The organism is Modestobacter sp. SYSU DS0290 (assembly GCF_054050955.1).
Genome location: NZ_JBJHAI010000001.1, coordinates 242607 through 268166, shown reverse-complemented (window position 1 = coordinate 268166; position 25560 = coordinate 242607). Strand labels below are relative to the sequence as shown.

22 protein-coding genes are annotated in these 25560 nt (G+C 75.3%); 10 read left to right on the top strand and 12 right to left on the bottom strand.

The features are described from left to right. Position 1: 1 nt before the first annotated feature. From ACI795_RS01340 to ACI795_RS01320, 5 genes are all read right to left on the bottom strand, one after another. Positions 2-640 carry a TetR/AcrR family transcriptional regulator gene (locus ACI795_RS01340; RefSeq protein ID WP_457073271.1) on the bottom strand — a complete coding sequence of 213 codons (639 nt, stop codon included), beginning with the start codon at positions 638-640 and terminating at the stop codon, positions 2-4. Beyond that, positions 637-1404 (bottom strand): ABC transporter permease, encoded by a 768-nt coding sequence (locus tag ACI795_RS01335; RefSeq protein WP_457073269.1) that lies wholly within the window; start codon positions 1402-1404, stop codon positions 637-639. The genes ACI795_RS01340 and ACI795_RS01335 overlap by 4 nt, the downstream gene beginning before the upstream one ends. Further along, on the bottom strand, positions 1401-2111 hold the full coding sequence (locus ACI795_RS01330; RefSeq protein WP_457073268.1) for an ABC transporter ATP-binding protein: 711 nt from the start codon (positions 2109-2111) through the stop codon (positions 1401-1403). The genes ACI795_RS01335 and ACI795_RS01330 overlap by 4 nt, the downstream gene beginning before the upstream one ends. A gap of 81 nt (positions 2112-2192) precedes the next feature. Continuing rightward, positions 2193-3389 (bottom strand): diguanylate cyclase domain-containing protein, encoded by a 1197-nt coding sequence (locus ACI795_RS01325; RefSeq protein WP_457073267.1) that lies wholly within the window; start codon positions 3387-3389, stop codon positions 2193-2195. 158 nt (positions 3390-3547) lie between these two features. Continuing rightward, the gene (locus tag ACI795_RS01320; protein ID WP_457073266.1) at positions 3548-4513 is read right to left on the bottom strand and encodes an NAD(P)/FAD-dependent oxidoreductase; all 966 of its coding nucleotides are present in this window, start codon (positions 4511-4513) and stop codon (positions 3548-3550) included. Positions 4514-4677: 164 nt separating this feature from the next. Here ACI795_RS01320 and ACI795_RS01315 point away from each other — a divergent pair, with 164 nt between their 5' ends. After that, positions 4678-5487 (top strand): TrmH family RNA methyltransferase, encoded by an 810-nt coding sequence (locus ACI795_RS01315; protein ID WP_457073264.1) that lies wholly within the window; start codon positions 4678-4680, stop codon positions 5485-5487. Between the two features lie 52 nt (positions 5488-5539). After that, complete coding sequence (locus tag ACI795_RS01310; RefSeq protein WP_457073263.1) at positions 5540-5749, top strand: hypothetical protein; 210 nt, start codon at positions 5540-5542, stop codon at positions 5747-5749. A gap of 46 nt (positions 5750-5795) precedes the next feature. Here ACI795_RS01310 and ACI795_RS01305 read toward each other — a convergent pair whose 3' ends face one another. The 4 genes from ACI795_RS01305 to sepH form a co-directional block, all read right to left on the bottom strand. Then, the gene (locus tag ACI795_RS01305) at positions 5796-6269 is read right to left on the bottom strand and encodes a general stress protein (protein ID WP_457073262.1); all 474 of its coding nucleotides are present in this window, start codon (positions 6267-6269) and stop codon (positions 5796-5798) included. A 135-nt stretch (positions 6270-6404) separates the two neighbouring features. Further along, complete coding sequence (locus ACI795_RS01300; RefSeq protein ID WP_457073261.1) at positions 6405-8273, bottom strand: ABC transporter ATP-binding protein; 1869 nt, start codon at positions 8271-8273, stop codon at positions 6405-6407. Continuing rightward, on the bottom strand, positions 8270-10063 hold the full coding sequence (locus tag ACI795_RS01295) for an ABC transporter ATP-binding protein (RefSeq protein ID WP_457073260.1): 1794 nt from the start codon (positions 10061-10063) through the stop codon (positions 8270-8272). Before ACI795_RS01295 ends, ACI795_RS01300 begins: the two co-directional genes overlap by 4 nt. Positions 10064-10133: 70 nt before the next feature. Then, positions 10134-11102: a septation protein SepH gene (sepH, locus tag ACI795_RS01290; protein WP_457073259.1), complete on the bottom strand. Its 969-nt coding sequence runs from the start codon at positions 11100-11102 to the stop codon at positions 10134-10136. Positions 11103-11406: 304 nt separating this feature from the next. Between sepH and ACI795_RS01285 the strand changes: the two genes are divergently transcribed. From ACI795_RS01285 to ACI795_RS01275, 3 genes are all read left to right on the top strand, one after another. Next, positions 11407-13191: an N-acetylglutaminylglutamine amidotransferase gene (locus tag ACI795_RS01285; protein ID WP_457073257.1), complete on the top strand. Its 1785-nt coding sequence runs from the start codon at positions 11407-11409 to the stop codon at positions 13189-13191. Between the two features lie 140 nt (positions 13192-13331). Continuing rightward, positions 13332-15188, top strand: coding sequence for a S9 family peptidase (locus ACI795_RS01280; protein ID WP_457073768.1), 1857 nt, complete (start codon positions 13332-13334; stop codon positions 15186-15188). Between the two features lie 49 nt (positions 15189-15237). After that, positions 15238-16719: a circularly permuted type 2 ATP-grasp protein gene (locus tag ACI795_RS01275; protein WP_457073256.1), complete on the top strand. Its 1482-nt coding sequence runs from the start codon at positions 15238-15240 to the stop codon at positions 16717-16719. Here ACI795_RS01275 and serC read toward each other — a convergent pair whose 3' ends face one another. Next, a complete protein-coding gene (serC, locus tag ACI795_RS01270; protein ID WP_457073254.1) occupies positions 16720-17835 on the bottom strand; it encodes a phosphoserine transaminase in 1116 nt (371 codons plus the stop codon). Positions 17836-17921: 86 nt separating this feature from the next. Then, entirely contained in the window at positions 17922-19040 is a 1119-nt protein-coding gene (locus ACI795_RS01265; protein WP_457073252.1) for a citrate synthase 2, read from the bottom strand. A gap of 140 nt (positions 19041-19180) precedes the next feature. Here ACI795_RS01265 and pdxH point away from each other — a divergent pair, with 140 nt between their 5' ends. From pdxH to ACI795_RS01250, 3 genes are all read left to right on the top strand, one after another. Next, positions 19181-19828 (top strand): pyridoxamine 5'-phosphate oxidase, encoded by a 648-nt coding sequence (gene pdxH, locus ACI795_RS01260; RefSeq protein WP_457073250.1) that lies wholly within the window; start codon positions 19181-19183, stop codon positions 19826-19828. A 137-nt stretch (positions 19829-19965) separates the two neighbouring features. Further along, entirely contained in the window at positions 19966-21318 is a 1353-nt protein-coding gene (locus tag ACI795_RS01255; protein WP_457073248.1) for an MFS transporter, read from the top strand. 69 nt (positions 21319-21387) lie between these two features. Next, complete coding sequence (locus ACI795_RS01250) at positions 21388-22569, top strand: glucose-1-phosphate adenylyltransferase family protein (protein WP_457073246.1); 1182 nt, start codon at positions 21388-21390, stop codon at positions 22567-22569. 20 nt (positions 22570-22589) lie between these two features. Here ACI795_RS01250 and ACI795_RS01245 read toward each other — a convergent pair whose 3' ends face one another. Beyond that, positions 22590-23261 (bottom strand): UdgX family uracil-DNA binding protein, encoded by a 672-nt coding sequence (locus ACI795_RS01245; RefSeq protein WP_457073244.1) that lies wholly within the window; start codon positions 23259-23261, stop codon positions 22590-22592. Between the two features lie 181 nt (positions 23262-23442). Between ACI795_RS01245 and ACI795_RS01240 the strand changes: the two genes are divergently transcribed. Together ACI795_RS01240 and ACI795_RS01235 are read left to right on the top strand one after the other, a co-directional pair. Further along, on the top strand, positions 23443-24360 hold the full coding sequence (locus tag ACI795_RS01240) for an ABC transporter ATP-binding protein (RefSeq protein ID WP_457073243.1): 918 nt from the start codon (positions 23443-23445) through the stop codon (positions 24358-24360). Then, positions 24357-25559 carry an ABC transporter permease gene (locus tag ACI795_RS01235; RefSeq protein WP_457073241.1) on the top strand — a complete coding sequence of 401 codons (1203 nt, stop codon included), beginning with the start codon at positions 24357-24359 and terminating at the stop codon, positions 25557-25559. The genes ACI795_RS01240 and ACI795_RS01235 overlap by 4 nt, the downstream gene beginning before the upstream one ends. The last annotated feature ends 1 nt before the right edge of the window (position 25560 follow it).

The following is a 25560-nucleotide window of genomic DNA, read 5'->3' as shown; positions in this document are numbered from 1 at the left end:
CCTAGGCGCTGCCCGGCCCGTTCCCCGGCAGCTGCACGTCCCCGGTGAGGTACCGCTGGACCGTGGGCCCGATCGCGGCCACCAGCTCCTCGGGTCCCGCGGAGGCCAGCGGCTCGATCCGCAGCACGTAGCGGGTCATCACGACCCCGACCAGCTGCGAGGCGGCCAGCGCGCCGCGCGCCTCCGCCTCGGCCGGTGGCAGGTCCAGCGTGCCCAGCACCCGGCGGAGCACCTGGGCGGTGAGGAACTCGCGCAGCAACCGGGCCGTCCACTCGTTGCTCACCGCCGAGCGGACCAGGGCCAGGCCGCCGACGCGCGCCGGGCCGTCCCAGACCCGCAGCAGCATCCGGACGACGTTCGCCCCGAGCTCCGCCGTCCCGCCGGCCAGCACCTCGGGCAGCAGCTCCGCCGGGTCGGCCGGCGCCTCGACCGCGGCGAGGAAGAGCTTGTCCTTGCTGCCGAAGTAGTGGTGCACCAGCGCGGGGTCGACCCCGGCGGCGGTGGCGATCGACCGGATCGAGGCGGCGTCGAACCCCCGTTCGGCGAAGGCGTCGCGCGCCGCGGCGAGCACCGCCTCCCGGGTGCCGGGGTTGCCCGGGCGCCGTCCGGTGGACCGGCGGCGGGGTGCGGGGTCGCTCAACTGGTCCTCCTCCGCAGCGTGGTCGCCGCCAGCCCGAGGGCGAGCAGCGCGGCGCCGGCCACGACGGCGACGTCGGTCCACATCGTGCCCGTGGCGAGGGCGGAGCCGCCCACCTCCCGCAGCGCGTCGACGGCGTGGGTGAGCGGCAAGGCGTCGCTCACCGGCTGCAGCCAGCCGGCCAGCTGCTCGCGCGGCACGAGCAGCCCGCACAGGAAGAACTGCGGCAGCACGACCACCGGCATGAACTGCACCGCCTGGAACTCGCTGCGGGCGAAGGCGCTGGCCAGCAGGCCGAGGGCGACACCGAGCACGGCGTCGACGACGGCGATCAGCACGACCAGGACGGCCGGACCGGCGACGTCCAGGTCGTACAGCGTGGTCGCGACGGTCACCGTCACCGCCGCCTGTGCCGCTGCGGCCAACCCGAACGCGGCGCCGTAGCCGGCCAGCAGGTCACCGCGGGACAGCGGGGTGGTGAGCAGCCGTTCGAGGGTGCCGGTGGTGCGTTCCCGCAGCATCGCGATGCTGGTGACCAGGAACATCACCACGAACGGCAGGACGCCGAGCATGGTCAGCCCCACCCGGTCGAAGGTGTCCGGCTGCCCGGGGACGGCGGGCACGTCGGCGTAGACCAGGTACAGCAGGCCCAGCAGGGCGCTGGGCAGCACCAGCAGCATCGCCACCGTGCGGTGGTCGTGACGCAGCTGTCGCAGCACCCGGGCGGCGGTGGCCCCGGCCAGCGCGGGGTGCAGCGGGGCGGTCACGCCGCCACCTGCCCGGTCTGCCGGATCAGGGTCAGGAACGCCTGCTCCAGGTCGTCGGTGCCGGCCTCGGCGCGCAGCTGTGCGGGCGTGGAGTCGCTGAGCAGCCGCCCGTCGCGCAGCAGCAGCAGGCGGTCGCAGCGGCCGGCCTCGTCCATCACGTGGCTGGAGACCAGCAGCGTCGTCCCGCCGGCGGCGAGGCCGTGGAACAGCTCCCACAGCTCGACCCGGAGGACCGGGTCCAGCCCGACGGTGGGCTCGTCGAGGACCAGCAGGTCCGGCCGGGCGACCAGGGCGCAGGCCAGCGAGACGCGGCCGCGCTGCCCGCCGGAGAGGTCACCGACCAGCTGGCGGGCCGCCGTGCCCAGGCCGACGTCGGTCAGCGCGGCGTCGGCGTCGGCTCCGGCCCGCCCGGCGAGCGCCGCGAAGTGGTGGACGTTCTCCCGCACGGTCAGGTCCGGGTAGACGCTGGGCGCCTGGGTGACGTAGCCGACCCGGCTGCGCAGCGCCCGGGCCCCGGCCGGCTCGCCGAGCACGGTGACCCGTCCCGAGGTGGTCCGCTGCACCCCGACGACGGCGCGCAGGAGCGTCGTCTTCCCACTGCCGCTGGGGCCCAGCAGCCCGGTGACCTGACCGGGTGGCGCGGCGAAGCCCAGCCCGTGCAGCACCCGGCGGTCCCCCCGGTGCACGACGAGGTCGGTGACGGTCACGGCGGCGTCCATACCGGCTCCCAGAACTCAACGACTGCTGAACTCAACGCGTGTTGAGTTCAGCACCGGCGGCCGGTGGCGTCAAGCCCCGAAGAGCGCGACCCCCGTGCGGCCGGCCTTGGCCCGGTACATCGCGATGTCGGCCTGCCGGAACAGCGTCTCGGTGTCGGCCGCGTCGGGGCCGGAGACCGCGATGCCGAGGCTCGCGTCGACGTCCAGCTGGTGGCCTTCCACCGGGAACGGCTGCTGCAGCGCCGCCCGCAGCCGGGTCGCGGCCGACACCGCCTCCGCCGGGCTCACCCCCGGCATCAGGACGGCGAACTCGTCCCCACCGAGGCGGCCCACCAGGTCGCCGTCGCGCACCACCGGCCGCAGCCGGGGCCCGACCTGGGCCAGCAGCTGGTCGCCGTGCCCGTGGCCGAGGGTGTCGTTGACCTCCTTGAACCCGTCGAGGTCCAGGAAGACCACGGCCAGCCGGCCCCGGCCGCGGGGGTCCGCGAGGAGGGCGTCGGCCCGGTCGAGCACCGCGGCCCGGTTCGGCAGGCCGGTCAGGTCGTCGTGCGTGGCCTGGAAGGAGAGCCGGCGCTGCAGCTCCAGCCGCTCGGTGACGTCACGGGCGGTCAGCAGCACACCATCGATCACCGGGTCGTCCCGGCGGTCGGAGGAGCTGACCTCCAGGTGCCGCCAGCCACCGTCCCGGTGCAGGGCCTGCACCACGAACACCTGCGACCGGTCCTGGTCGCGGATGACCAGGTGCCCCTCGGGGGTGAACAGGTCGCCGTCCTCGGCGTGCAGCAGCTGCCGCACGTTGCGGCCGACGACGTCCTCCCGCGCCCAGCCGAGCACGTCGGTGACCGAGTCGGAGACGAACGCGACCTCCCCGGCTGCGTCGAGCAGGGCCATCACGTCACTGGTCGCGTGCACCACCGACCGGAAGCGGCGCTCGCGCTCCAGGGCGGTCAGCAAGGCGTTGAACGCCGTGACCGTCGTCCCCAGGTCGTCGGCCGACTCGACCGGCAGGCTCAGTCTCGTGGTGTCACCGCCGCCGGCCACCGGGTCACCGACGGTCCGGGCCACGGCGGTCAGCCGGTCGGCGAGCACCCGCAGCCGGCGGCCGAGCACCGCCCGCACCAGCAGCCAGTTGGCGCCGCCGAGGACCAGCCCGGCAGCCAGGCAGGCGGTGCGGAACGAGGGGGCGCCGGCGTACCGGGCCGGCACGCCCAGGAGCTCGGCGAACAGCGGGAACACCGCGCCGACGGCGAGGCCGAGCAGTGCCATGCCCACGGCGAGCCGCGGGAAGACGCCCCACCGGGCACGGCTTCCCCCGGCCTCAGGTGGAGTGCGGCTCGACACCGGGGGAGCATCGGCCCGATCGCCGCACGACCGCAGGCCCGGCACCGGCGGCCTCCCCCGGGAGAGGGGGTCCCAGCGCCCGGTCAGCGCGCCGTGACCGTGACCAGGGCCCGGCCCAGCTCGGTGCCGGACCGGAAGGCGCTCTCCACCCTCGGCGGTGCCGACCAGCCGTCGCCGCACACCCCGACGCCGTCGGCGAGCAGGAACGGCTCCTCGCGCGGGGTGCCCGGCCGGGCGGTCGCCCACCGGTGCGCATGGGTCCACTGCGGATCGCCGGTGACGCCGAGGAGCTGCCGGACGGCGGCGACCACCGCCGGGACCACGCCCGCCGGGTCGTCCAGGTGACCGGCGGCCAGCTCCGCGGTCGTGTGCGCGACCAGCACCGGGGCGCCGTCGCCGCGCCGGGCGCCGTCGTCGGCCACCCACTCCAGGTCGGCGTGGTCGTGCACGAATACGCCGTGCAGGTCGGCCGGCCAGCGCCGCTCCGGCCAGCCGAGGGCGACCGCGATCGCGGGGCGCCAGCCGTCGGCGTCCAGCCGGGCCCGCACCGGGTCGCCCTCGGCCAGCAGCCGGGCCGCCTGCGGGTCGGGCACCGCCAGCACGGCGGCGGCCACCGGGTCGCCGTCCACCGTGGGGATGTCGCCGCTGCCCACCGCCGTCACCGTGCGCTCGGTGACCACGTCCAGCCCCTCGGCCAGGTCGGCGACGAGGCTGCGCAGGCCGCCGGGGGTGCCGTAGCGCACCGGCCCGGTGGTGGTCCGCTCGATCCCGCCGGGACCGGCGACGGCGAAGGTGTCGGTCCACGGGTGGGCCAGCCCGCGGCGCACCCAGTCGTCGACGACGGGGCGGAGCGGGGAGTCCTCCCCGGCGGTGAGGTAGGAGGCGCCCAGGTCGACCGGGCGCCCGTGCAGGGTGCGCCCGCCCATCCGCCCGCCCGGCCGGCGCCCGCGGTCGAGCACCCGCACCGGCCGGCCGGCTGCCGCGAGGGCCCGGGCGCAGGCGATGCCCGAGATGCCCGCGCCGATGACCACGGTGCTCAGGGAGTCCACGCGGCGATCCTGCGGGGCGGGGCGCAGTCCCGCCCGCTGGGGCCCGCCCCGGGATCAGCTCAGCTCACCGTGCGTGCTCCTGGCTCACCTCCCAGCGGGAGCCAGGAGCACGCACGATCAGGTCACCTGATCGCCGCTGGACGGCGGCAGGGATGATCGGCGCCGTGTCCGTCGAGCCCGTGCTGATCACCGACCCGGCCGACGAGCGGGTGGCCGACTTCCGTGACCTCGTGGCCGGCGACCGCCGCCCCGGCACCGAACGGGGCACCGGGCCGGTGATCGTCGAGGGCGTCCCCGCCGTGGAGCGGCTGCTCGCCTCGCCGTACCGGGTGCGCGCGGTCTTCGGGGTGCCCGGCCGGGTCGCCGCACTCGACCTCCCGGACGGCGTCGCGGCGTTCGAGGCCGACAAGTGGGTGCTCTCGGAGGTCATCGGGTTCCGGCTGACCCGCGGCGTGCTGGCCTCCGCGGACCGCCGTGCACCGACGCCGCTGGCGGAGCTGCTCGCCGGCCCGGACCCGGCGGCGCCGCGGCGGCTGGCGGTGCTCGAGGCGCTCAACGACCACGAGAACCTCGGCTCGATCGCCCGCTCGGCGGTGGCGCTGGGCGTCGACGGGCTGCTGCTGGACCCCCGCTGCGCCGACCCGCTCTACCGGCGTGCAGTGCGGGTCTCGATGGGGCACGTGCTGTCGCTGCCCTTCGCGGTGCTGCCGGACTGGCCGGCCGGCCTGGCGCAGCTGCACGCCGCGGGCTACCGCACGGTCGCCCTCACGCCCGCGCCGGACGCGGTCGACCTCGCCGAGGTGGACCCGGTCGCGCACCCGCGCACCGCGGTGCTGCTCGGCGCGGAGGGCCCCGGGCTCACCGCGGAGGCCCAGGCGGCGGCGCAGGTGCGGGCCCGGATCCCGATGCGCAGCGGCGTGGACTCCCTGGGTGTGGCCGCGGCGGCGGCGATCGCCTTCGCGGCGCTGCGCTGACCGGCCCGCCGAGGCGCTGGTCAACGGTGATCCGGACCACTACCGTTCCGCCATGACGTTCTGGGTGGTCACCGGGCTGGTGCTGGTCGTGCTGCTGGGCGGCGCGTGGTGGATGGACCGGCGCACCAGGGCCCGCGGGGCCCGGGTGCGCGGCGACATCTCCGGGGGCGTGAGCCGGGGTGCGGTGCGCGGCGACGTCGACGCCTACCGCGGCGCCGACGCGCAGGGGCAGCGCGGCGGGATCGGCCTGGGCGGCAGCTGACCCGCCCGTCGGGACGGCGGCTCCCCGGCCGCCGTCCCGCTGAGGCTCAGCCGCGCAGGGAGAGTCGCGCGAGCTCCGCGCGGGCCTGCTCGGCGAACTGCGGGTGGCACATCACGTCGTAGCGACCGGCCACCGTCTGGCTGGTGCTGGTGAAGTCACGCCGGCCGCCGGTGGCCGCGTAGCCCACCGCCGCGAACACGGCGCCGAAGACCAGGCCGATCAGCAGGCCGGTGAGCACCGAGCCGACCCAGCTGCTGCCGTCGGGGGCGAAGATGCCCAGCAGCAGGCCGACGAACAGACCGAACCAGGCGCCGCTGGCCGCGCCCGCGCCGATGGCCCGGCCCCAGGTGAGCCGCCCGGTGACCTTCTCCACCAGCCGCAGGTCGCTGCCGATGATCGTCACGTTCTCCACCGGGAACTTCTGGTCGGAGAGGTGGTCCACCGCGCGCTGGGCCTGCTGGTAGTCGTCGTAGGACCCCACCTGCACGCCGCCGAGCGGCATCGAGACCGAAGCTGACACGTCTTCCTCCGTTCCGGGTCGGTCCGGTGGCGGCGGCGTCCGGAGGATCCGGGCACCCGTGCGTCCACCGCGGACGACGAACCGTTCACCACCGGAACGACCTCCGGGGACGGCGTGTTCCGGCCGGGCCCGCGGTCATGCCAGGCTGTCGGCCCAGGCGCGGTGCAGGCCGGCGAACCGGCCGGTGCCGGAGACCAGCTCGGCGGGAGCGCCGTCCTCGACCACCCGGCCGGCCTCCATCACCAGCACCCGGTCGGCGATCTCCACGGTGGAGAGCCGGTGGGCGATGATCAGCGCGGTCCGGTCGGCCAGCAGGGTCTGCAGGGCGCGCTGCACCAGCCGCTCGCTCGGCACGTCGAGGGAGCTGGTGGCCTCGTCGAGCACCAGCACGGCGGGGTCGGCGAGGAAGGCCCGGGCGAAGCTGACCAGCTGCCGCTGACCGGCCGACAGGCGGCCGCCGCGCTTGCGCACGTCGGTGTCGTACCCCTCGGGCAGCGCGCGGATGAAGGTGTCGGCGCCGATCGCCCGGGCGGCCGCCTCCACCTCGGCGCGGGTGGCGTCCGGGCGGCCGAAGGCGATGTTGTCGGCGATCGAGCCGGAGAACAGGAAGCTCTCCTGGGTCACCATCACCACCGCGCGGCGCAGGTCGGCGTCGGCCAGCCGGTCCAGCGGCACCCCGTCCACGGGCACCTGCCCGGCGACCGGGTCGTAGAACCGGGCGGCCAGCCGCGCCAGGGTCGACTTCCCGGCGCCGGTGGCACCGACCAGGGCCACCGTCTGCCCGGCCGGGAGGGTCAGGTCGAGCTCCGGGAGCACGGTGGCCGCGCCGTAGCCGAACCGCACCCCGTCGAAGACCAGTTCCCCGGCGGGGGAGGGGAGCGGCGTGGGGTCGGCCGGCTCGGGCACCGTGGAGCGCTCCTCCAGCACCCCGGACAGCTTCTCCAGCGCGGCGCTGGCCGACTGGTAGCTGTTGTAGAACATCGCGATGTCCTGCAGCGGGTCGAAGAACCGGCGCAGGAAGAGCAGGAAGGACAGCAGGACACCGACCCGCAGGTCGCCGTCCATCACCCGCAGCGCGCCCAGCCCGAGCACGCCCACGGTGACCAGGTTGGCCACCGTGGTGACCGCCGGGACGAAGACGGCGATCAGCCAGAAGGCGTGGTGGTGGGCGCGCCGGTTGGCCTCGTTCAGCTCGGTGTGCAGCTCGTCGTTGCGCGGCTCGCGGCGGAACGCCTGGACCGCCCGGATGCCGCCGAAGGTCTCGGTGAACTGCACGATCAGCGCGGCGACGGTCTCCCGGGTGCGGCGGTAGGCGATGGTCGAGTTGCGCTGGAACCAGCGGCCGATGAGGAACAGCGCGGGGAAGCCGAGCAGTGCGACCAGCCCGAGGGGCAGGTCGAGCACCAGCAGGACGATGCCGATGCCGACGATGCTGAACAGCGCGGTGAGCAGCCCGTCCAGGCCCTCGTCGAGCAGCTCGGCCAGGGCCTCCACGTCACTGGTCAGCCGGCTGATCGTCTTGCCCGAGGTGTAGCGCTCGTGGAACGACAGCGGCAGGTGCTGCACGTGGGTGAACACCCGGCGGCGCAGGGTGAGCAGCACCGCCTGGCCGACCCGGCCCGAGCCGGTGAGGAACAGGTAGCGCAGCCCGGCGTCGGCGCAGGCCGCGCCGACCATCGCGGCGGTGGTCCAGACCAGCGGCCAGGGGTCGCCGTCCTGCAGCGCCGGCACCGCGACGTCGATGCCGATGCCGATGAGCAGCGGGCCGGCCAGCCACGCGACGTTCTGCGCCACGATGACCGCCAGCAACGCCCACAGCGCCCGGCGGTGCGGCCGCAGCAGCTCACCCAGCAGCCGGCGGGAGCGACCGCGCAGGAAGGTGCTGGCCGAGCTGCTCAGCTCGCCGGCGTCCTCCGCGGCGACGCCGCGCCAGTCGGCGTGCGCGTCCGCCGGCGCCCCGCCGGGGGAGGTCGTGGCGGCCGCCCCCGTGCCCGGGGTGGTCACCGGGCACCTCCCTCGCCGGCCCCGGCCAGCTCCGGCGCCGAGGAGAGCAGGTCGCGGTAGGCCGGCACGGTGGCCAGCAGCTCGCTGTGCGGCCCCACCGCGGTGATCCGGCCGTGCTCGAGCAGCGCCACCCGGTCGGCCAGCAGCACCGTCGACGCCCGGTGGGCGACCACCAGCGCCGTCGTCTCGGCGAGCACCTCGCGCAGCGCCCGTTCGACCAGCGCCTCGGTGTGCACGTCGAGGGCGGACAGGGGGTCGTCGAGCACCAGCACCGACGGCCGGCCGAGCACGGCGCGGGCCAGCGCGAGGCGTTGCCGCTGGCCGCCGGACAGGGACAGCCCCTGCTCGCCGATCCGGGTGTCCAGCCCCCAGGGCAGGTCGTGCACGAACCCGGCCTGCGCGATCCGCAGGGCCTCCTCGACCTCGGCGTCCCCGGCGCCGGGCCGGCCGAGCGTGACGTTCTCCCGCACGCTCATCGAGAAGAGCGTGGCCTCCTCGAACGCCGTCGCCACCACGCTGCGCAGCTGCGCCAGCGGCAGGTCGCGCACGTCGGAGCCGTCGAGGGTCACCCGGCCACCGGTGACGTCGTACAGGCGGGCGACCAGCGCCGTCGCCGTCGTCTTGCCCGACCCGGTCGCGCCCACCAGCGCGACCGTCTCCCCGGGGGCGACGTCGAGGTCGACGTCGCGCAGCACCGGCTCGCCGGTGCCGGGGAAGCGGAAGGAGACGTGCTCGAAGCGCAGCCGGGCCGGCGTGCCCACCGGCTGCGGCCGCACGCCGGGGCGGTCGGTGACCGTCAGCGGCGCGTCGAGCAGCTCGCCGACGCGGTCGCAGGCGCTGGCGGCCTCCTGGGCCTGGGCGAGCAGGAAGCCGAGGGAGAGGATCGGCCAGAGCAGCACGGTGAAGAGCGCGACGAACCCGATCAGCGCACCGGCGGTCATGGCGCCGCTGCTCACCGCCAGGGCGCCGCCGACCAGGATCAGCGCGAGGGTGACCTGCGGGTGGAACTCGAACAGGCACCAGATCAGCGCCAGCGTGCGGACCTTGCCCAGCTGCAGGTCGCGCAGCCGCACCGCCTTGCGGTCGTAGCGGCCGAAGACCAGGCCGCTGCGGCCCAGCGACCGGACCACCCGGATGCCCTGCACGGCCTCCTCGACGTCGGTGGCCAGCTCGCCCTGCTCGTCCTGCACCAGGCGCGACTCGGTGTTGTAGCGCTTCTCCCACCGCATCCCGAGGACCACCAGCGGCGCGCTGGTGGCCAGCACGGCCAGGCCCAGCGGCCAGTGGATGGCCACCAGCAGGGCGCCGACGACGACGCAGGTGATCAGGTTGACCAGCAGGAAGACCGCCCCGAACCCGACGAACCGCCGGATGGTGGAGACGTCGGAGGTGGCGCGGGAGAGCAGCTGCCCCGAGGACCAGCCCTCGTGGAAGGCGACGGGGAGCCGTTGCAGTCGCTGGTACAGCGTGTCGCGCAGGTCGCGCTCGATCTGCAGGCTGCTGACGTTCATCGCCCAGCGGCGCAGGAAGAACAGCGCGGCCTCGGCGAGCCCGAACAGCAGGGTCAGGGCCAGCAGCGGGACCAGCGCCCCGCGGTCGCCCTCGGCGATGGGGCCCTCCACGATGGCGCGCACCACCAGCGGGACCACCAGCTGGGTCAGGCTGGCCAGCAGCGCCGCCGCGAAGGTCAGCGCGATCAGCCGGCGGTAGGGGCGCGCGAAGGGCCACAGCCGGGTGAGCGCGGTGAGCCGCCCCCGCTCGGGGTCGGCGGGCGCGGGGGTCTCGGTCATGGCCAGCGCAGGCTATGCCCGGAGACGGACAGTTCCGACCGGTTTACGGCCCCTGCAGGGAGGTCCTTCTTCAGCGGCGCCGGCGGACGCCGAAGACGATGTCCTCCCAGGCGGGGATCCGGGCGCGCGGGTCGTTCTCGTCCTCGAACTCGTGCCCGCCGTCGCGGTCGGCGAGCCGGCCGAGCACCACGGTGTCCTGGGTGTCCGGGTCGATCTCGTCGGCGGCGACCGGCGCGGCCCCGGGAGCGGCCACGGCCGTCCCGGCGGCGGGGGAGCCGGCGTCGCCGTCGGCGTCGACCGCTGCGTCGTCGGCGGGGTGGGGCTCGGCGGGGACCGGTTCCGCCTCCTCGCCGGCGCGGACCACGGAGATCCCGCGGCGGGGAGCCGGCGTGGCGGGCAGCCCGGCCGGGACGTCGGGGACGACCCGGACCAGCCGCGTGCCCTCGGCGAAGTCGGTGGTGGTGGCGTCGACCGGGGCGACCGACTTGGCCGGGATGTCATAGCGCCAGCGAGTGCTGCCGGACTTCTCACCCGCGCTCCAGTCGGCGCGCACCTGCCACGAGCCGTCCTCGGTGCGGTGGGCGTCCCAGCGGATGGCGTCGACGTCGGTGCCCAGCAGCCGCAGCCGCTCGGACATGAAGTGCTCCAGCGGGACGCCGGGGGTGCCGTCGGACAGCCGCACCCGCGCCTCGCGGGCCTGCTCGGCGACCCGCGCCCGCTCCTGCAGCACCGGGTAGGCGAAGCGCATGATCCGCTCGACCCGGGTGCCCGAGGCCTGCGCGACCTCCTCCGGGGACTCCCCGGCCCGGATGCGGGCCTGGATCACCCGCGGCGGCAGCTGGTCGCCCAGGTCGATCGCGGTCTGCCCGGGGCGCCGGGAGTCCTCGCCCAGCACCGCCCGCAGGCGGTCGTCGATGGGCAGCTCGAACCGCTCGCCGTCCTCCGGCGGGGCCGACGTGTCGGCGGGGAGGGCCGCGGCGGCGGCGAGCACCAGGTGCTTGCCGTCGTCGGAGAGCGCCACGAGGCGCAGTGCGCGCATGAGGGGCGACCTCCAGCAGGGTCCGGTGCGGGTCCGGGGGAACGGACCAGGACAACGCTATCGGCCGCCCGGGCGACCCGCGCCACGGACACGCCCGGTCCGGCGCGTCGCCTCGACAACGGGGGCCGCCGTTCCCTCGACCGAGCGCGACGGTGCGGTCGCAGGCTGGCCACGGCTCGACCAGAATGGACCCTTCGGCGTTCGCCGAGCCCCGGCCGGGTCATGTGCAGGAAACACCCGCGGGGGATGGTGGTCAGACGGACGGCGCGGTGCGGCGCCTCCGCGACGAGCGGAAGGGGAGCACGTGTGCGGCATCTCCGGTGAGGTCCGGTTCGACGGCGGTGTGGCCGACATGGCGGCGGTGGCCGCGATGTGCGACCAGCTGCAGCGACGGGGACCGGACGGCTCCGGCGGCTGGCAGGCCGGTCCGGTCGCGCTGGGCCACCGGCGGCTGAAGATCATCGACCTGACCGACGCCGCGGCGCAGCCGATGGTGGACGCCGAGCTCGGGCTGACGATGGTCTTCAACGGGATCATCTACAACTACAAGGAGCTGCGCGCCGAGCTGCAGGCCGCCGGTTACCGGTTCTTCTCCACCTCCGACACCGAGGTCGTGCTCAAGGCCTACCACCGGTGGGGCCGCGAGTGCGTCGAGCGCTTCCTCGGCATGTTCGCCTTCGTCGTCGTCGAGCGGGACACCGGGCGCGTGGTCATGGCGCGCGACCGCTTCGGGATCAAGCCGCTGTACCTGAGCCGGGGCCCGGGCCGGCTGCGGTTCGCCTCGTCGCTGCCCGCCCTGGTCCGCGCCGGCGGGGTCGACACCACGATCGACCCGGTGGCGCTGCACCACTACATGTCCTTCCACGCCGTCGTCCCCGCGCCGCGCACGATCCTGGCCGGGGTCGGGAAGCTGCCGCCGGCGACCGTGCGCACCTACTTCCCCGACGGCACCGAGACCGACTGGGAGTACTGGCGCCCGGTGCACGAGCGGCGTCCCGAGCTCGCCGGACTGCACCCGGTCGAGTGGCAGGAGCGGGTGCTGGAGTCGCTGCGGGTCGCCGTCCGCCGGCGGATGGTCGCCGACGTCCCGGTCGGGGTGCTGCTCTCCGGCGGGATCGACTCCAGCCTGGTCGTCGGCCTGCTCGCCGAGGAGGGCCAGAAGGGCCTGGCCACCTTCTCCATCGGCTTCGAGGCGGTGGGGGAGCGCTCGGGTGACGAGTTCGTCTACTCCGACGTCGTCGCGAAGACCTTCGAGACCGACCACCACCGGCTGATGATCCCCAGCGCCGACGTGCACGCCGGGCTCGACGGGGCGATCGCGGCGATGAGCGAGCCGCAGGTCAGCCACGACGCCGTCGCCTTCTACCTGCTCTCCCAGCAGGTGAGCCAGCACGTGAAGGTGGTGCAGAGCGGCCAGGGCGCCGACGAGGTGATGGCCGGCTACGACTGGTACCCGCCGCTGGCCGACGTCCCCGCCGACCAGGCCCTCGACGTCTACACCCGGCACTTCGTCGACCAGCCGCACAGCCGGCTGGCCCAGGTGCTCTCCCCGCAGTGGCTCACCGCGGACGACGTCAGCCGGCAGCTGGTCGCCGAGCACTTCGCCCGGCCCGGCGCGGACACGGCGCTGGACAAGGCGCTGCGGCTGGACTCCACGGTCATGCTCGTCGACGACCCGGTCAAGCGCGTGGACAACATGACGATGGCCTGGGGCCTGGAGGCCCGCGTGCCGTTCCTCGACCACGAGTTCGCCGAGCTCGCCGCCGCCGTCCCGCCGGAGCTGAAGCTCGCCCACGGTGGGAAGGGCGTGCTCAAGGACGCCGCCCGGAAGGTGATCCCGGCCGACGTCATCGACCGGCCCAAGGGCTACTTCCCGGTGCCGGCGATCATCGACCTGCACGGGGACTACCTGGAGACGGTGCGCGCGGCGCTGCACGCACCGGAGGCCCGGGAGCGGGGCCTGTTCCGCCCCGAGCACGTCGACCGGCTGCTCGCCGACCCGAACGCGCACCGCACCACGCTGGGCGCCAACCAGCTGTGGCAGGTGGGGCTGCTGGAACTGTGGCTGCAGCGGCACGGGATCCGCTGACCGGCGTGTGAGGGAGCTCGCGGCGTGGTGCGGAAGGCCGCGCCGCCGGTGTCTGCTCCACTCTCCGACGCCCCCCGGGGCCGGCCGCCGACCGAGGCCGGGTCCATGACCGACGCTGACGAGGAGACGCCTTGACCGACGTGCTGCGCCGGACCGGCCTCTCCACCGCCGTGCGGCTGGCGATCGCCGAGATCGCCGGCGCCTCCGGGGCCTGGACGCCGGCGCTGGCACCGTCGGGTGACCGGATCGCCTACGTCAGCGACCGCTCCGGGCTGCCCCGGCTGGAGGTGGCCGCGCTCGACCAGCACACCCCGCCGGCGGTGCTCTCGGCCGCCGACGAGGAGGTCGTCTCGGTCGCCTGGTCGCCGGACGGCGAGTGGCTGGCCTACCTGGTCAGCCCGGGCGGCTCGATCTGCGCCGAGCTCTGGGCGGTGCGCCCGGACGGCACCGACCGGCACCTGGTCGCCGGGGAGGACCCGCGCGCGACGGTGTTCGCCGGCGGCTGGACGCTGCAACCGGGCCACTACGTCTGCTCGATCGCCCCGGGCGACGGCCCCGACGCCGACGTGGTGCTGGTCGACGTGGTCAGCGGGGCGCACCGCACGCTGGCCCGTGGCGGGTTCCTCGCGGTCACCGCCGTCGCCGCCGACGAGCGCACCCTGCTGGCCCGGCGCGGGCCCCGGGGACACCGGCACGTGGTGATCGTCGACATCGCCTCCGGCGTGCAGCGGCGGGTCGTCCCGCTCGGGGCGCCCGGTGGGGCGGCCAGCGAGGACGGCCGGTTCGCCCTCGACGGTGCGGGGGTCTTCCTGCGGGCCGCGCTGCCGGCCCGGCCGGGCCTGCCCCGCAGCGACCGGACGGCGCTGCTGCGGGTGCCGCTGCACGGGGAGGAGCGCGTGCCCGGGGAGGCCGAGGTGCTCATCGCCCGGCCCGACGCCGACCTGGACGCCTACGCGGTCCGCCTCGACGGCACGGTGATCTGCGTGTGGAACGTCGCCGGCGTCACCGAGCTGGAGATCCGCCGGGTCGCCGACGGCGGGCTGGTCCGGTCGGTGCCGCTGCCGCAGCCGGTCATGCCCGGCTGGTCGCTGGCGGCCGACGGGCGGACGCTGCTCGCCGAGCTGACCGGTCCGACGGCGCCCCGCGCGCTCTACCGGGTGTCCCTGGACGACGAGGGGGAGCTGCCCGCGCCGCTGCCCTCCACGCCCCGCCGGCCGGACCCGCGCCTGCTGGTCACCCCGGTGCGCTGCGAGTACCGCTCGTCCGACGGCACCGAGCTCGACGGGTGGCTGTACACCCCGCGGGACGTGCAGGGCCCCAACCGCACCGTGGTCAGCTTCCACGGTGGCCCCGAGGGGCAGGAGCGGCCGGCGTTCTCGCCGCTCGCGCAGTCGCTGGTCGCGGCGGGGCTCACCGTCTTCGCACCGAACGTCCGGGGCTCGGGTGGCCGGGGGCACGCCTTCATGGCCGCCGACGACCGGTACGCCCGCGAGGCGTCCTTCGCCGACGTCCCGGCCACCGTCGACCACCTGGTCACCAGCGGAATCGCGCTCCCCGGGCGCGTCGGGGCGTACGGCTGGTCCTACGGCGGCTACCTGACGCTGGTCGCGCTGACCCGCTGGCCTGAGCTGTTCGCCACCGGCGTGACGCTGGCCGGGATGAGCGACCTGCGGACCTTCTTCGCGGGCACCGAGCCGTGGATGGCGGCGGCGTCGGTCACCGAGTACGGCGACCCGGTCGCCGACCGGGACATGCTCGCCGCGATCTCACCGATGACGATGCTCGACCGGCTCCGCGCCCCGGTGCTGCTCACCCACGGCGACCGGGACACCAACGTGCCGGTGGCGGAGTCGGTGCAGGCCCACCAGGCGCTCGCGGCGCGCAACGCCCCCGCGGAGCTGCTCCTCTTCCGGGGGGAGGGTCACACGATCGTGGGGCGGGAGAACGTGCTGCACCTGTCGGAGCGGGTGACCGAGTGGTTCGATCGCTGGTTGTGAGCCAGCCGCCGGTCCGCCCCCCGGTCCACCCCGCAGGAGACGACCGGCGATGAGCGAGACCGCGGGTGTCTTCGCGCGCTACCCCGGGTCGGCCGCCGACGAGGCGGTCGACGAGTCCGGCCGGGTGCGCCCCGAGTGGGCTCCGGTGGCGCGCGTACTGGACGAGCTGGGCAGCGGGGGGATCGCCACCACCGTGGCCTCGGTCGCGGAGGAACGCCGGATGCGGGGCGTCGTCGTGGGCAGCTGGCTGGACGGGCGGCTCACCGAACGCCCGCTGCCGCTGTGCCCGGTGCCACGGCTGCTCCCCGCCGCCGACTGGGCGCACCTCGCGCGCGGGGTCGAGCAGCGCGCCCGGGCGCTCAACGCCTTCCTCGCCGACGTGTACCGCCCGGCCGGCCGGCGCCGCAGCGACCCGGACGCCGGCCCGGAGGTGGTGCGCGCCGGGGTGGTGCCCGCCCGGCTGGTGACCGCCAGCCCCGGTCACCGTCCCGAGGCCGTGGACCTCGGCACCCCCACCCGGCCCCGGGCCACCGTGGTCGCGTGCGACCTGGTGCAGGGGCCCGATGGCTGGGTGGTGCTCGCCGATGACCTGCGCATGCCGGTCGGCATCGGCCATGCGCTGGCCGGCCGGGACAGCGGGCGGGCCGCCCTGCCCGGTCTCTACGCCGACGCCGAGGCGCGGGGACTGGCCGACCCGGCCGGAGCCGTGGCACTGCTGCGCGCCGCCCTGGCCGACGCCGCCCCGCCGGCGTGCAGCGGCACCCCCCGGCTGGCGGTGCTCAGCGACGGGCCGGGCAGCAGCAGCTGGTTCGAGCACCGACTGCTCGCCGAGGCGATGGGCGTGCCGCTGGCCACCCCGGACACCCTGTGGGCCACGCCGGCCGGCGGGGTCGCCGTCCAGCTGCGCGGGGAGCGGGTGCCGGTCGACGTCCTGTACCGGCGGGTCGAGGAGAGCGAGCTCGCCGGCCACCTGACCGCCGGGGGGCCGCCGCTGGGCGTGCTGATCGGGCAGGCGGTGCGGGCCGGCCGGCTGACCCTGGCCAACGTGCCGGGCAACGGCGTCGCCGACGACCCGGCGCTGCACCGGTACGTGCCCGAGCTGATCCGCTTCTACCTGGGCGAGGAACCGGTGCTGCCCGGCGTGCCCACCTGGTCGCTGGCCGAGGACGCGCACCTGGCCCGGGTCCGGGACCGGCTGCACGAGCTGGTGGTGGTCCCGGTCGACGGCTACGGCGGGCAGGGCGTGGTGCACGGGCCGCGGTGCTCGGCCGCCGAGCTGGCCGAGCTGCACGCCGAGGTGGTGGCCGCGCCGCACCGCTTCGTCGTCCGGGAGCCGGTCGAGCCCTCCACGGTGCCCACCGTCGTCGACGGGGTGGTCCGGCCGCGGCGCGCGGGCCTGCGGGTGTTCGCCGTCGCCGGCGGCAGCACCCAGGTGCTGCCCGCCCCGCTCACCTGCGTCGCGGCCGACGAGGACGCCCTGCTGGCCGACGAGGACGCCGGCAGCAAGGACACCTGGGTGCTGCCCGGGTGACTACAGGCGGCCGACGACGTGGTCGATGCAGGCGGTCAGCGCGCTGACGTCGTCGGGGTCGACCGCCGGGAACATGCCCACCCGCAGCTGGTTCCGGCCGAGCTTCCGGTAGGGCTCGACGTCGACGACGCCGTTGGCCCGCAGGGTCTTCGCCACCAGCGCCGCGTCGACCGACTCGTCGAAGTCGACGGTGCCGACCACGAGGGAGCGGTGGTCGGGGTCCGCGACGAACGGCGTCGTGTAGGCCGTCTGCTCCGCCCAGCCGTACAGCCGGCTCGAGGACTCCTGGCTGCGCGCCACCGCCCCGGAGAGGCCGCCGAGGCCGAGCATCCACTCGATCTGGTCGGCCAGCAGGAACAGCGTGGCGACCGCCGGGGTGTTGTAGGTCTGGTCCTTGCTCGAGTTGTCCACCGCGATGGACAGGTCCAGGAAGCCGGGGATCCAGCGGCCCGAGGCCTTGATCTCCGCGACCCGCTCCAGCGCCGCGGCGGACATCAGCGCGATCCACAGGCCGCCGTCGCTGGCGAAGGACTTCTGCGGGGCGAAGTAGTAGACGTCGGCCTGCTGCACGTCGACCGGCAGGCCACCGGCGCCGGAGGTGGCGTCGATGAGCACCAGCGCGTCGTCGTCGGCCCCGGCCGGGCGGACGACCGGGGCCATCACGCCGGTGGAGGTCTCGTTGTGCGCCCAGCCGTAGACGTCGACCCCGGCCTCGGCGGCCGGCAGCGCCAGCTCACCCGGCGCGGCCTTGGCGATGGTGGGGGCGTCGAGGAAGGGGGCCTCGGCGATCGCGGAGGCGAACTTGGCGGAGAACTCGCCGTAGCTGCCGTGCGCGCTCTTGCGGCGCACCAGCCCGATGGTGGCGGCGTCCCAGAACGCCGTCGACCCGCCGTTGCCGAGCACCACCGAGTAGCCCTCGGGCAGGTCGAACAGCTGGGTGAGCCCCTCGCGCACCCGCTTGACCAGCCCCTTCACCGGCGCCTGCCGGTGGGAGGTGCCCATCAGGCCCGCGCCGACGGTCGCCAGCGCCTGCAGCGCCTCCGGCCGGACCTTCGACGGCCCGCATCCGAAGCGCCCGTCCTTCGGCAGCAGCTCGGTCGGGATCTGGATGCTCATCGTGGTCGTCCTCCGGTTGACGGCGTGGCTCCGGTGCAGGGGCCCGCTGCGAGCTCGCGAGTGGCGGGGGGCACCGGGATCCTCTCTCAGGCGGGGGTGGTCAGGGGCTCGATGGTGTCCCAGCCCTCGACGTCCTGCGGCTTGCGGGGGTCCGGGCCGACGTAGCGGGCCGAGGGGCGCACCAGCCGGCCGGTGTTCTTCTGCTCCAGGATGTGCGCGCACCACCCCGCGGTGCGCGCGCAGGTGAACATCGAGGTGAACATGTGGCTGGGCACCTCGGCGAAGTCGAGCACGATCGCCGCCCAGAACTCGACGTTGGTCTCGATCGGCCGGTCCGGCCGCCGCTCGCGAAGCTCCTTCAGCGCCGCCTGCTCCAGGGCCAGGGCGGCCTCGAAGCGCGGGGCGCCCAGCTCCTCGGCGGTGCGGCGCAGCACCCGGGCCCGGGGGTCCTCCGCCCGGTAGACCCGGTGGCCGAAGCCCATCAGCCGTTCCTTGCGGTCCAGCAGGTCCTTGACGTAGGCCTCGGCGTTCCCCGACTGCTCGACCCCGTCGAGCATGTGCAGCACCCGCGACGGGGCGCCGCCGTGCAGCGGGCCGGACATCGCCCCGATCGCGCCGGAGAGCGAGGCGGCGACGTCGGCGCCGGTGGAGGCGATCACCCGGGCGGTGAAGGTGGAGGCGTTCATGCCGTGCTCGGCCGCGGAGGTCCAGTAGGCGTCGACGGCGGCGACGTGGCGGGGGTCGGGCTCGCCGCGCCAGCGGACCATGAACCGCTCGACGATCGTCGAGGCCTCGTCGACCCGCTTCTGCGGCACGGCCGGGACGCCGATGCCGCGGGCGGACTGCGCGACGTAGGACAGCGCCATGACCGCGGCGCGGGCCAGCTCGTCGCGGGCCTCCTCGGCGGAGATGTCCAGCAGCGGTCGGTAGCCCCAGATCGGGGTGAGCATCGCGAGCGCGGCCTGGACGTCGACCCGGACGTCGCCGGTGTGCACCGGGATGGGGAACGGCTCCGCCGGCGGCAGGCCGGGGCCGAACCGGCCGTCGACCAGCAGGGCCCAGACGTTGCCGAAGGTGACCTGCCCGACCAGGTCCTCGATGTCCACGCCGCGGTAGCGCAGCGCGCCGCCGTCCTTGTCCGGCTCGGCGATCGTGGTCTCGAAGGCGACGACGCCTTCCAGGCCGGGGACGAAGTCGTCAGCCATCTCGCATGCTCCCTTGCGCGCGGGTGGGGGTGGACGCCGGTGCAGGTCGGTCCACAACCTAGGCCGTGCCGGGTGCTCGCGGTGCAGCCGGGCACCCGGTCGCCCAGCGGTGCGTGGCGCAACGGTGACAGCATGGCGGCGTGCCCGACCTGATCCGCATGCGCAGGGACTACGACGCCCAGGGGCTCTCCGAGGAGACCGTGGCCCCCACCTGGGTCGAGCAGTTCGACCGCTGGTTCGCCCACGCGGTGGCCGCCGAGCTGCCCGAGCCCAACGCGATGGTGGTGGCCACCGCCGACGCCGACGGCGTGCCCGACGCGCGGATCGTGCTGATGAAGGGCTACGACGACGGCGGCTTCGTCTTCGGCACCAACTACGCCTCGGCGAAGGGCGCGCAGCTGGCGGTCAACCCGCGGGCCGCCGTCGTCTTCCCGTGGCACGTCCAGCAGCGGCAGGTCCGGGTCACCGGCACCGTCGAGCGGATCGGGGACACCGCCTCCGACGCGCTGTGGGACCCCCGCCCGCGCGGCGCGCAGCTGGCCGCCGTCGCCTCGGTGCAGTCGACCGTCGTCGACTCCCGGGACGAGCTGGTCGAGCGGATGCGGCTGCTGGACGCCGAGACCGCGGGCGGGCCGGTGCCGCGGCCGCCGAGCTGGGGTGGCTACCGGGTGGTGCCCTCGCGGGTGGAGTTCTGGCAGGGCGGCCACGACCGGCTGCACGACCGGCTGGTCTTCGTGCGGGACGACGAGGAAGGCGGCGGCTGGGTCCTGCAGCGCCTCGCCCCATGAAGGGTGAAGGACCCCGCCGCCCCCCACACCTCGCGAGCTCGGCGCGGGCCCCTGCGCCGGGGCCTGGCCCCCGCGACTCGCAGGCTGGCCGCGGGCCCCTGCAGCGGGGCCGAACAGGCGGGGATGCCGGCGAGGCGTTGACGCCGGTCGACCCGGTCGAGGGCGGGCTGGGCGTCGAGGAGCCGACGCCGGTGCCGCGCCGCCGGGGCTGGGCGATCGACACCACGCCGCTGCGCAACCGCGCCTACCGCCGGGTGTTCGGCGGCGTCGCGGTGACCATGCTCGGCCAGCAGATGACGCTGGTCGCCGTCCCGTACCAGGTCTACAGCCTGACCGGCTCGTCGCTGATGGTCGGCCTGACGTCGGTGGTCGCGCTCGTGCCGCTGGTGGTCTTCGGCCTGCTGGGCGGGGCGATCGCCGACGCGATGGACCGCCGCCGGTTGATGCTGATCAGCTCGATCGGTGCCGCGGTGACCAGCGCGCTGCTGGCGGTCCAGGCGCTGCTGCCCGGCGACGGTCACCTGTGGGTGCTGTGGGTGCTGGCCGCCGCCGTGTCGGCGTTCGCGGCGGTCAACCAGCCCGCCCGCAGCGCCGTCATCCCCGCCCTGGTCGGTGCGGACGGCGTCGCCGCGGCCAACGCGCTGGCGATGACCGTCCGGCAGGCCGGGGTGATCGTCGGCCCGCTGCTGGCCGGGCTGCTGATCGGCCTGGGCGACCTGTCGATCGTCTACACGGTCGACGCGATCGGCTTCGTCGCCGCCGTGCTGCTGCTGCGCGGGCTGCCGCCGCTGCCCCCCGAGGGGGTGTCCGGCCCGCTGCGGCTGGGCGCCGCGGTGCGCGGGGTGGGGGAGGGGTTCGCCTTCCTGCGCACCCAGCCCGTGCTGCTGATGACCTTCGTCGTCGACGTGATCGCGATGCTGTTCGCCTGGCCGCAGGCGGTCTTCCCGGAGCTGTCGCAGACCACCTACGCCACGGACGCCAACAGCCTGGGGTGGCTCTTCGCCGGGGTGTCGATCGGCTCGCTGCTGATGGGCCTGACCTCGGGCTGGGTGAGCCGGGTCGACCGGCAGGGCGCCGTCGTGCTGGCCGCGATCGCGGTCTGGGGCGTGGCGATCATCGGGTTCGGGCTGGCCAGCACGCTGTGGTTGGCGGTGTTCTGCCTGGCCGTCGCGGGCGCCGGGGACATGGTCAGCGCGGTGCTGCGCTCCTCGATGCTGCAGACGGCGGCGCCGGACGAGATGCGCGGGCGGATGCAGGGGGTGTTCATCGTGGTCGTCGCCGGCGGCCCGCGGCTGGGCGACCTGCGCGCCGGCGTCATGGCCAGCAGCGTCGGGGTGACCGCGGCGATGGTCTCCGGCGGCGTGGTGATCGTGGTCGCGATGGCCGTGGTCGCCGTCGCCGTCCCGTCGTTCTGGTTCTTCCGGGCCTCGCGGGCGGACGAGGTCGCGGCGCAGGCGCGCGCCCGGATGGCCGAGCGCGCCGACGACTGAGTGCCCGGACGGCCGACGCCGGGAGTCCCGACGGGCGTGCGCGGCCGCGCCGGCGGGTAGCAGGGGTGCATGCCGCTCCCGAAGGTCCTCGTCCTCGTGCTCGCCGGCGGCCAGGGGGGCCGGCTGGAGCTGCTCACCGAGACCCGGGCCAAGCCCGCCGTCCCGTTCGCCGGGGTCTACCGGCTCATCGACTTCCCGCTGTCCAACTGCGAGCACTCGCAGATCCCCGATGTCTGGGTGTCGGTGCAGTACCAGCCGACGTCGCTGTCCAAGCACCTGGCCAGCGGCCGCCCCTGGGACCTGGACCGGACCACCGGCGGGCTGCTGGTGCTGCCGCCGTTCCAGGCCACCAGCGAGCGCGCGGGCTTCACCGAGGGCACCGCCGACGGGCTGTGGCGGCAGGCCGAGCTCATCCGGGAGTTCGGCGCCGACGCACTGGTGGTGGTCAGCTCCGACGCCGTCTACAAGCTCGACTACCGCGCCGTCGTCGACGCCCACCTCGAGTCCGGCGCCGAGGTGACCATGGTGACCACCGAGGTCGCCGCCGACGACGCCAGCCGGTACGGGATCGTGCAGACCGACGGCGACCGGGTGACCGACTACGCCTACAAGCCCGACGAGCCGGCCACCACCACCGCCACCAACGAGGTCTTCGTCTTCAGCCCGGACGCGACCCTGGACCGCCTCGAGGCGCTCGACGACGAGGTGGGTGAGGAGGGGCTGGAGGACCTCGGCACCCACCTGCTGCCCGCGCAGACCCGGGACGGGCTGGCCAGGGCCTACTCGCTGCCGGGCTACTGGCGGGACGTGGGCACGGTCGAGGCCTACTGGCAGGCGCACCGCGACTTCCTGTCCCCGGAGCCGCCGATCGACCTGGACGAGGCGAGCTGGCCGGTGCACACCCGCGGCGGCCGGCACAGCGCCGCGCGGGTGCTCGACGGCGCGGCGGTGGAGGGCAGCCTGGTCTCCGGCGGCACCCGGGTGGCCGGGGAGGTGCGCGGATCGGTGCTGTCCCCGGGCGTGGTCGTGGAGCCGGGGGCCACCGTGATCGACTCGGTGCTGCTGCCCGGCGCCCGGGTGCGCGCCGGGGCGACCGTGACCCGTGCGGTGCTCGACGACGACGTCGTCGTGGGGGAGCGGGCCACGGTCGGCGGCGACGGCGAGATCACCCTCGTCGGCCGGCGGGCGCACGTCGAGGACGGCGCCGAGCTGCCCGCCGGCGCCCGGTTCCCCGAACCCGAGCGCGGCTGACCTCCTCGCGCACTGGCGCGTCAGGCGAGGGCGGCGGCGACCACCTCCAGGTCGGCGACGAGTGCGTCGTAGGCGGCCTGCCGGCCCTCGTCCGGGGTGCGCAGGACGGCGGAGGGGTGGGTCGTGGCGATGATCCAGGTCTGGTGCGGGGCGTCCTCGTCCTGGTCGGCCTCGGGCACCGGCTCCGTGCCCGGCGGGGTCCACGGCATCAGCTGCCCGTGCTCGCGGGTGATCCGGAACGACGGGGAGATCAGCGCCTTGGCGGCCACGGCGCCCAGGCAGACGACGACCTCCGGCTGCAGCACGGCGAACTCCGCCTCCAGCCACGGCCGGCAGGCGGCCAGGTGCTCCGGCCCCGGTGACTGGTGGATCCGGCGCTTGGGGGTGGGCGTGAACCGGAAGTGCTTCACCGAGTTGGTGACGTAGGCGTCGCGGCGGTCGATCCCCGCCTCGACCAGGGCCTTGTCCAGCAGGCGCCCGGCCGGGCCGACGAACGGCTCACCCCTGCGGTCCTCCTGGTCACCGGGCTGCTCGCCGACCAACACCACGCGGGCGGTCTCCGGGCCCTCGCCGAACACGGTCTGGGTGGCGGGCTCCCACAACTCGCAGGCGCGGCAGCCCGCGGCGGCCTCGCGGAGCCCGGCCAGCCCCACGCCCTGCGGCGGTTCCGCGGGGTGGCTCTCCGTCGTCATGCCCCGATGACACCGGAAACGGTGCTGTCCCGCAGCGCGGGACGTCGCTACGGTCGCGGCGGTTGGGCGACACACCCAGCTGTTCACTTGACGGATCGGAAAGTCGTCCGCCACTCTTTCCGGGACGGAAAGTCAGCCTGGTGCGGTCCTGCCCCGGGTGGCGACGACGACCGGAGGGTCAGTGCTCGAGATCGACGGCCTGGTCAAGGCCTACGGCGAGAACCAGGTGCTCAAGGGGGTGAGCTTCACCGTCGCACCCGGCCAGATGTTCGGGTTCTGCGGGTCCAACGGTGCCGGCAAGACCACCACGATGCGCATCGCCATGGGCCTGGCCCGGGCCGACGCCGGGGAGGTGCGCTGGAACGGCTCCCCGGTCGACGAGGCGGTCCGCCGCCGGATCGGCTACATGCCGGAGGAACGCGGCCTCTACCCGAAGATGAAGGTGCGCGAGCAGCTCGCCTACTTCGCCCGGCTGCACGGCATGGACGCCGGCGCCGCCGGCCGCGCGGCCGGTGAGTGGGGCGAGCGCCTGGGCCTGGGGGAGCGGTTGGCCGACCCGGTGGAGAAGCTGTCGCTGGGCAACCAGCAGCGGGTCCAGCTGGCCGCCGCGCTGGTCAGCGAGCCGGACGTGCTGATCCTCGACGAGCCGTTCTCCGGCCTGGACCCGGTCGGTGTCGACTCGCTCGCCGAGGCGCTGCTCGACCAGTGCCGTCGCGGCGTGCCCGTCGTCTTCTCCAGCCACCAGCTGGACCTCGTCGAGCGGCTCTGCGACGCCGTCGGCATCCTGGCCCGCGGCTCGATGGTCGCCACCGGCACCGTCGCCGAGCTGCGCGCCTCGGCCCAGGGCCGGCAGCTGCGCGTCGTCGTCCCCGACGCCCCCACCGGCTGGGCCGCCGGCCTGCCCGGGGTCCGGGTGGTCTCGGAGAGCCGCGGCGACACGGTGCTGGAGCTGGCGCACGACGCCGACGACCAGCAGGTGCTGCACGCCGCGGTCGCCACCGGGCGGGTGAACCACTTCGCCTGGCGCGAACCCACCCTGGTCGAGCTGTTCCGCGATGCGGTCAGCAGCCCGGCGACCCCCGTGGCGGTGGCGGCGTGAGCGCCCCGGTGCGGCACGAGACCCGCCCGCAGAGCCCGGCGGCGCTGGTCCGCCTGGTCGCCGCCCGGGAGGTCTCGACCCGGATCCGCGACAGAAACTTCCTGATCGGCTCCGCCGTCCTGATCGTGCTGATCGTCGGCATGCTGGTCTTCCAGGTGGTCATCAACAGCGGCGGCGACGAGTCGCGCATCGGCGTCGTCGGCGGCGACCCGGCGGTCACCGCCGCCCTGGAGTCCCAGGGGGATGCACTGGGCACCGACGTCACCGTCGTCGAGTTCGACGACGAGGACGCCGCCCGGGCGGCGGTGGAGGACGAGGACGTCGACGGTGCGCTGCTGGGCCCGTCGGGGCAGCAGCCCGAGCTGCTGGTCGACAGCGGCGGTGAGGACACCCGGGCCCTGGTCCAGGCCGCCCTGACCAACCTGGCGATGGCCACCCAGCTCGACCAGGCCGGGGTGCAGCTCCAGCCGGGGCCGGAGGTGGAGCTGGTCTCGCTGGACGCCGATGCCGACGACCGGCTGGCCGCCACGATCGTGGCGCTGGTCGGCGTGGTCGTGCTCTACAGCCTGATCATCCTGTTCGGGCAGTTCGTGGCCCAGGGCGTGGTCGAGGAGAAGTCCAGCCGGGTGGTCGAGCTGCTGCTGGCCACCATGCGGCCCTGGCAGCTGCTCGCCGGGAAGGTGATCGGGCTGGGCCTGCTCGGGCTGGCGCAGATCCTGCTGGTCGCGGTCATCGGCGTGGTCGGGGCGCTGGCCTTCGACGTCGTCGAGCTGCCCGGCGACGTCATCGGGCCGGTGGTCACCGTGATCGCCTGGTTCGTGCTCGGCTACGCCTTCTACGCCTCGGTCTTCGCCGCGGCCGCCTCGCTGGTCAGCCGGCAGGAGGACCTGGGCACGGTGATCACCCCGACGACGATCCTGCTGGTGGCCGGCTTCGTCATCGCCATCCAGGCGGCGCAGGACCCGGCCAGCACGCTGGCCACGGTCACCTCGTTCGTCCCCGGCCTCTCGCCGATGGTGATGCCGGTGCGGATGGCCGCCGGGGAGGCCGCGTGGTGGGAGGTGGCGGTCGCCGTCGTGCTGATGCTGCTGGCGATCGCCGCGGTGGTGCGGATCGGCGGCCGGATCTACTCCGGCGCGCTGCTGCGCACCAGCGGCAAGGTCAGCATGCGCGAGGCCCTCAAGGCCGAGCGCGTGTGAG

Excerpts from the sequence above, each read along its gene's own strand:
- ACI795_RS01325 (WP_457073267.1), bottom strand. The coding sequence starts at position 3,389 with ATGGCACTGCTCGGCCTCGCCGTCGGCGCGGTGTTCCCGCTGTTCGCC.
- ACI795_RS01310 (WP_457073263.1), top strand. The coding sequence starts at position 5,540 with ATGACGTTCTGGGTGGTCACCGGGCTGGTGCTGGTCGTGCTGCTGGGC.
- ACI795_RS01295 (WP_457073260.1), bottom strand. The coding sequence starts at position 10,063 with ATGACCGAGACCCCCGCGCCCGCCGACCCCGAGCGGGGGCGGCTCACC.
- sepH (WP_457073259.1), bottom strand. The coding sequence starts at position 11,102 with ATGCGCGCACTGCGCCTCGTGGCGCTCTCCGACGACGGCAAGCACCTG.
- ACI795_RS01275 (WP_457073256.1), top strand. The coding sequence starts at position 15,238 with ATGAGCGAGACCGCGGGTGTCTTCGCGCGCTACCCCGGGTCGGCCGCC.
- serC (WP_457073254.1), bottom strand. The coding sequence starts at position 17,835 with ATGAGCATCCAGATCCCGACCGAGCTGCTGCCGAAGGACGGGCGCTTC.
- ACI795_RS01265 (WP_457073252.1), bottom strand. The coding sequence starts at position 19,040 with ATGGCTGACGACTTCGTCCCCGGCCTGGAAGGCGTCGTCGCCTTCGAG.
- ACI795_RS01250 (WP_457073246.1), top strand. The coding sequence starts at position 21,388 with ATGCCGCTCCCGAAGGTCCTCGTCCTCGTGCTCGCCGGCGGCCAGGGG.
- ACI795_RS01245 (WP_457073244.1), bottom strand. The coding sequence starts at position 23,261 with ATGACGACGGAGAGCCACCCCGCGGAACCGCCGCAGGGCGTGGGGCTG.